Source organism: Corynebacterium pilosum DSM 20521 = CIP 103422, from assembly GCF_000373805.1.
Lineage (GTDB): Bacteria > Actinomycetota > Actinomycetes > Mycobacteriales > Mycobacteriaceae > Corynebacterium > Corynebacterium pilosum.
The window spans coordinates 1-5,685 of record NZ_KB892463.1; the positions used below are offsets into that span (position 1 = coordinate 1).

At 48.9% G+C, this 5,685-nt stretch carries 7 protein-coding genes; 5 read left to right on the plus strand and 2 right to left on the minus strand.

All coding sequences use genetic code 11. From position 1 onward, the window contains the following. The coding region (locus B097_RS0108390) for an IS3 family transposase (protein WP_018582085.1) at positions 1-294 on the minus strand (294 nt) is incomplete at its 3' end. A 36-nt stretch (positions 295-330) separates the two neighbouring features. On the opposite strand from B097_RS0108390, the gene B097_RS0108395 reads away from it, so the two are divergent. The 5 genes from B097_RS0108395 (at position 331) to B097_RS12745 (ending at position 5,366) form a co-directional block, all read left to right on the plus strand. Continuing rightward, the gene (locus B097_RS0108395) at positions 331-1,551 is read left to right on the plus strand and encodes a YIP1 family protein (RefSeq protein ID WP_147287116.1); all 1,221 of its coding nucleotides are present in this window, start codon (positions 331-333) and stop codon (positions 1,549-1,551) included. Beyond that, the gene (locus B097_RS0108400) at positions 1,535-2,143 is read left to right on the plus strand and encodes a 5' nucleotidase, NT5C type (protein ID WP_018582087.1); all 609 of its coding nucleotides are present in this window, start codon (positions 1,535-1,537) and stop codon (positions 2,141-2,143) included. Before B097_RS0108395 ends, B097_RS0108400 begins: the two co-directional genes overlap by 17 nt. Positions 2,144-2,741: 598 nt before the next feature. Then, positions 2,742-3,650: a DNA adenine methylase gene (locus B097_RS0108405; RefSeq protein ID WP_211216846.1), complete on the plus strand. Its 909-nt coding sequence runs from the start codon at positions 2,742-2,744 to the stop codon at positions 3,648-3,650. A 10-nt stretch (positions 3,651-3,660) separates the two neighbouring features. Next, complete coding sequence (locus B097_RS13645; protein WP_202593327.1) at positions 3,661-4,086, plus strand: hypothetical protein; 426 nt, start codon at positions 3,661-3,663, stop codon at positions 4,084-4,086. A gap of 2 nt (positions 4,087-4,088) precedes the next feature. Next, positions 4,089-5,366: an AlwI family type II restriction endonuclease gene (locus B097_RS12745; RefSeq protein WP_202593328.1), complete on the plus strand. Its 1,278-nt coding sequence runs from the start codon at positions 4,089-4,091 to the stop codon at positions 5,364-5,366. A gap of 67 nt (positions 5,367-5,433) precedes the next feature. On the opposite strand, the gene B097_RS0108415 is transcribed toward B097_RS12745, so the two are convergent. Further along, positions 5,434-5,685, minus strand: a 252-nt coding sequence (locus B097_RS0108415; RefSeq protein ID WP_026254263.1) for a helix-turn-helix domain-containing protein, incomplete at its 5' end; no start/stop codon positions are given.

The following is a 5,685-nucleotide window of genomic DNA, read 5'->3' on the forward strand; positions in this document are numbered from 1 at the left end:
TTCCGCGAAATACTTGGCCGCCTTGCGCAGGATGTCGCGCTCTTCTTTCAGCCGGGCGTTTTCGCGTTGTAGTTGCCGGATCTGCTCAGCTTCGGTCACTGAAGCAGACGGGGATTTCTTAGTCGCAGGGCTGGTGGCACGGGTTTCGGTTCCATACTTTTTCACCCAGTTCGCCAGGGTGGCCCGGTTGATCCCGAGATCGGTGGCGATGGTGTGGATCGAGGCGCCGTCGGAGTTCTCATACAAGGCGACGGCGTCGCGCTTGAACTCCTCTGAATAGGTCTTGCTTGGCATGGTGTGGAGATTACCTTTCAGTCCCAGAATATTGGGATGTTAGCTGTCTACCAAACGGGGGTCAGGTCCGATGTTGACACGATTAAGCCCAACCAGGATTCGAAGCGGACAATAATCAAGCTCAATTGCAACGTAGAAATCAACGACGACAAGGGTGATTCCCCGGAATCCTCATCCTTTTTTAGTCAATTCATTAAACCGCTTTTTCGGCCGCACGATCCGCATCTCGATGTTTTGATCCGATCGACAGCCAGATCGGCAGGGAGCACGCACATCGAGTTTGCTTTTCCTCATGGCATGCATTTGAAATCTATTCACGCTTTCAGCCCGACGTCCACTGATAAAAAGCTGGATTATTTGGAAAAGGAACGCCCTCGGATTTTGAAGTTCAAATTCGATGAGGCGCGTTTCACGGCCAACCATCAGAACGGAAGTACAGAGCCAACGGTCAAGTCCCAAGAGTGCGTGGAAGAACCGTTTTCACAGGCAACTGATCCTAAGTATCGCCATGGCTCGTACCGGTCATCGTTTAACAGAGTACACATTCAACCCAACAAGAAGACTTCATCTCTCGAGACACTCAGTTTTCGGCTGGCGCCTGATTGGATGCTGCAACCAATTCTCGCAATCATAACCACTTTTTTAAGCCTCATTTTTTCGTCAACAGTGTTTTGGCGTCAGACCCAGGGCCTCGAACAAAGTTCCCAACAATGGTTCACATTTGCGGAATTCCTTGCCTCCGTCACGCTTCTCACCGCGCTCTACGGTGCGCTGTTTGTCACCGGTAACCTGCACGTGGTTTTAAGGCGCGCCTATAGTCAACCCCGTTACTTGATCGGGGCTTCGAGCGTCGTAGGAATTGGTGCCCCGTTCCTACTTGTTTACTACCTATATTTGGGTGATGATCCCCAGCCATCCCAAGCGGCTACAAGATGTATTTGGGGAGTACTGATTGTATTGTGGGTAGTTTGGGCTCGGCTAGCGCATTTAACTTTCAAATTCAGCCAAGCAACCAAAATGGATCTAAAACAGTTTTACCAAGAACGAGTCATCCCTGAAAAGCCAAGCCCTCGCCACCACGACCGCAATGTCATTGCTATCACCGAGACTGGCATGTACGACTTAGACTATCTAGACGAAAACAACCTGACTGCTCTCGGCATCTCCAATGATTCTGATGCGTACAGGAAAGAGTTGGCGGAACTCGGCAAGGGTTTTAATTCACAATGGAGGAATCGCAGTGCAGAAGAAAATTAACGGTCGGGCGATAGTTGGCGTCGACCTGGATGGTGTCGTTGCAGACTACACTGCAGCTATCCGCCCCTACGTCGCACAGCATAAAGGCGTCTCCCCTGATGATCTTCCAGATCCCACCACGTACAACTTGGTTAAAGCCGGTTGGGGAATTGAGAATGGCGCGGAGTACCTACAAATACACCGCGCAGCGGTCAAGGACGGGCTATACGTAAATATGCCGGCCATTGACGGCGCTGCTGAGGCAATGCGAAAGTTATCCGATGCGGGCGCCCACATACGCGTAGTGACCCACCGCTTGATCATGGGTGGCTCTCACAGGCGTGTTGTTACCGATACCGCAGAGTGGTTAGACGCACACGACATCCCCTACATGTCGCTTTGCTTCACTGGGCTTAAAGATAGTGTCGCGGCCCATGTTTATCTAGAAGATTCTCCTACCAACATCGAGGCTCTCCGAAAGGAAGGCTATACGACGATCGTCTACGATCAGCTCTACAACAGAGAAGTACCTGGCCCTCGGATTAGTAAGTGGCCGGACGGCGCTGAAGCGGTGTTGGACGAATTAAGGAGCCAAGACCAGCTTGATTGGTGAAGAACGAAAATCGCGCTCAGTCTGCATCCAAGTCACGACACTATGTTCTACTCATTCCGCAGGCTACGTAGCTGGAGACAGGCCTGAGCCCGACTGGTCCGAAACACGGTAGAGCTTCTCGTTGACGAACTCTCCCCACGCCCCAACGTTCCAGCTCACGGCCATAGCGGCCATAGCTGGAATGGCTCATGCGACTAAATGGCAGGCCAGCGGTGAACACAGTGTTTAGCACGTGTGTTTTGAAGCGCCTTGGTGGCGTTTGTGAAGCGGTGTGGTGACGGTCGTGAAGCGGATTGCGGGGGTCGGGCCCCACCCTCTCCCTAATCCGGTAATACAGTAAACACCAGTGATTGAAATTCTTTCTAGGTAGCCCACAGACAGAATTCCTAACCTTATAATATTTTTGATGGGCGCCCTTTTCCCAACAGATAATAGAAATCACCACCCTGACCAAGAAGCAAAGCTCGACGTGAATTCAACCCACAATTGTGCTCGGTGCATGCACAGTCACGAGATCAATCAGAGGGCATAAATCATCACACCCAAGGGGACAGCCGACTTCGAAACAACTCCGAGGAGTCAGCCAAGGACCGAATCCATGCTTGCGCCTGACGGTTTGCTAACGTGTCAATGCCGCAACCAAGGAGCAAAATCCATGAAACCAATGGTGAAATATCGTGGTGGAAAAAGCCGCGAGCTTCACGAAATTCTTCCCTTTGTCCCCTCGTCCTTTGAACGTTATATTGAGCCCTTTTTCGGCGGAGGTGCACTTTATTTTCGTCTCGAGGCAGAAAACGCGATCGTCAATGACTTAAATAGGCCTCTAATGAACTTTTACCAAACCGTTCGCAACAATTTTGACCAGCTCAGGACAGAACTTGACGAATTGGAAAAACTTTATAAATCCAATCGAACCGCCTTTGAAGAGGCCAAAGCTGCGACTCCAAATGAGCGCGTTTACGATGCTAATGAGACGCTCTATTACCAGATTAGAGACATGTATAATGGAATAAAGGATTCCCCCTTTTTAGATGCTACACTTTATTTCTTCATCAATAAAACTTCGTACTCAGGAATGATTCGCCACAACAAAAAAGGCGAATTCAATGTGCCCTATGGGCGGTATAAGAATTTCAACACCCAACTTGTAAGTCGAGCCCATTCAAAGCTTCTACAAACCGCTCAGGTCACAAACGGGGACTACGCCGAAGTTTTCGACCAGTGCACTCCAAAAGATTTTGTTTTTCTCGACCCACCGTACGATTCGATTTTCTCTGACTATGGCAACGCAGAAACTATCGACGGATTCTCCGAAAATTCTCACAGGCGCCTCGCAAGCGATTTCTTTAACCTACCTTCTCAAGCGCTTTTAGTGATTGGAGAAACGGACTTAACAAAGGAACTTTACGGCTCGAATGTCATCCACACTTATGAAAAGGCCTACGCAGTGAACATTCGAAACCGTTTCAAAGCAAGAAGCCGCCATCTTCTTGTTTCCAACAAGTAGACTATATCCTATGGCGACAATCGATAAGCGCACCAAGACCTTATTTTTTATTACGTCTCCGCGCACACCACTGAGAATGATCCCGGAAATCGAGCTTCTGGTAACCCGTTTCACTGGAGCCGATTGGGATAACAAAACTCAGAAGGCGTTCATGAATGTCCTAGTGCAGACAGAACACTTTCAGTCGGCCAACAAAAACCCGAGAGACCCTGCATTCTCTGCGCGTGACCGGATCAATCGAGCACCAAAAGCCCTGGGCTTCGTTAATCTCGACCCCGTCCAATTGACTGATGCTGGCAAAGAGTTACTGTCAGGACAATTAGAACACGAAGCCCTCTTGCGACAGATGCTGAAGTTTCAACTTCCGTCGCCATATCACAAGAAAAATTCGAATTCGAGGGTTGTTTTTGGGTCAAACCATATCTTGAAATTCTAAGATTGATCGAGCGTTTTGGCTCACTCACGTTTGATGAAGTTTCCGCTTTTGGGATGCAACTCACCGATTACCGCAAATTTGAAGATATAGTCGATAGAATTAGAGAATTTCGCCGAGCCAAAGCTTTGAACAAGGGAAATTATCGAAAATTCTTTCAACAATATATTGATTCCGAGCTTCGCAAAATCTACGCAGACGAACTCGCAGCTGGCGATATTTCAACCCGAGAGAGTAGAGATTCCAGTGAAGCTAAGTTTTTAAAAACCAAGCGAAGCAACCTTCGCGACTACACAGACGCATGCTTCAGGTACCTGAGAGCTACAGAGCTAGTCTCCATATCCCAAATTGGACATTCCGTACGCGTAGCAAAGGGTAAGGAAAAAGACGTTGAATATATTCTAGCCAATGTGGGCCGCGCTCCAGTGTTCACCGATGATTTAAATTCATACAAAAGGCACCTCTTCGATGCCACAGCACCGACACTCTTGACCGATGATCGCACGGCCCTGCTGGAGCAACTTTCTACCCATGCCCACGCTGAAGACATCCAAGCAAAATCCCTAGTCGAACTCAAGCTTACTCTTCTGAAACTTCGAGAGCAGTCAAAGCAAAAGGCGGTCGACGCAGAGGTTCATAAGCTCAAGAACTTCGAAAACTATGAGGATGTTCAAAGCAAATTCGATGGAATAGTTGATGGTGAATATTATGATAATCCACTGATGCTTGAGTGGAATACTTGGCGAGCAATGACAATGATCGACGGGGGCGACATCGCGCCAAACTTCAAGCTCGACGACGAAGGGCTTCCGTTGTCGACTGCAGTCGGTAATATCCCAGACATTGTTTGCAATTATGAAGATTTTAATTTAATTGTTGAAGTAACTTTGCAATCAGGCCAGAAACAGTACGACAATGAGGGCGAACCAGTTGCCCGCCATCTAGGGAAAATAAAAGAAGCTTCGACGAAGGAAGCCTATTGTCTTTTCGTGGCACCTAAACTTAGCCCCGCCTCTATTGCACACTTTTACGGACTCCACAAAATTTCCATTTCCCACTATGGAGGAACCTCGGTGATTGTCCCTCTCGAGCTCCAGGTGTATCGAAAAATGCTAGAGGATGCTAATGAGGCAGGCTACACGCCCGAATCTCATCAACTTCGTGCGATTTTCGAAGCCTCAATCCGCTTCGCTGAGGATGCCACTAATGAAATTGAATGGCACGAACAAATTAGTAATTTCGCACTGAATTGGCTCTCGCCCGACGAAATTGTCCACTCGTGACGTGTTTTGTTGGCATAATCTGGGGACAGAAGGCACACGACCACGGTTGCGATGCTCCTATATTGTGTCAAGCGCTTTTCAGAAATTTTTCGTAGGCCGATGCTAATTCCGTCAACGGACGTTTTCCAGTCTCGATGTCACTGATCCTCGCCGGGGCACACCCCAAATGCTTCGCTACAACCACCTGGGTGAGATGCTTCGCGATACGCAGTTCTTTCAACTCATCCCGACGAAGATCCCTGGGCTGTGGCGTACTGCGCCTGGTGCATATGACCCGGTAGATCTCCCGGACGATCGCGCGCTTCAGGCAGCGAATAAT

What these genes read in the sequence shown, in the direction of transcription:
- B097_RS13645 (WP_202593327.1), top strand. Translation starts at nt 3,661, where the DNA reads ATGGCGACAATCGATAAGCGCACCAAGACCTTATTTTTTATTACGTCT.
- B097_RS0108395 (WP_147287116.1), top strand. Translation starts at nt 331, where the DNA reads ATGTTAGCTGTCTACCAAACGGGGGTCAGGTCCGATGTTGACACGATT.
- B097_RS0108405 (WP_211216846.1), top strand. Translation starts at nt 2,742, where the DNA reads ATGCTTGCGCCTGACGGTTTGCTAACGTGTCAATGCCGCAACCAAGGA.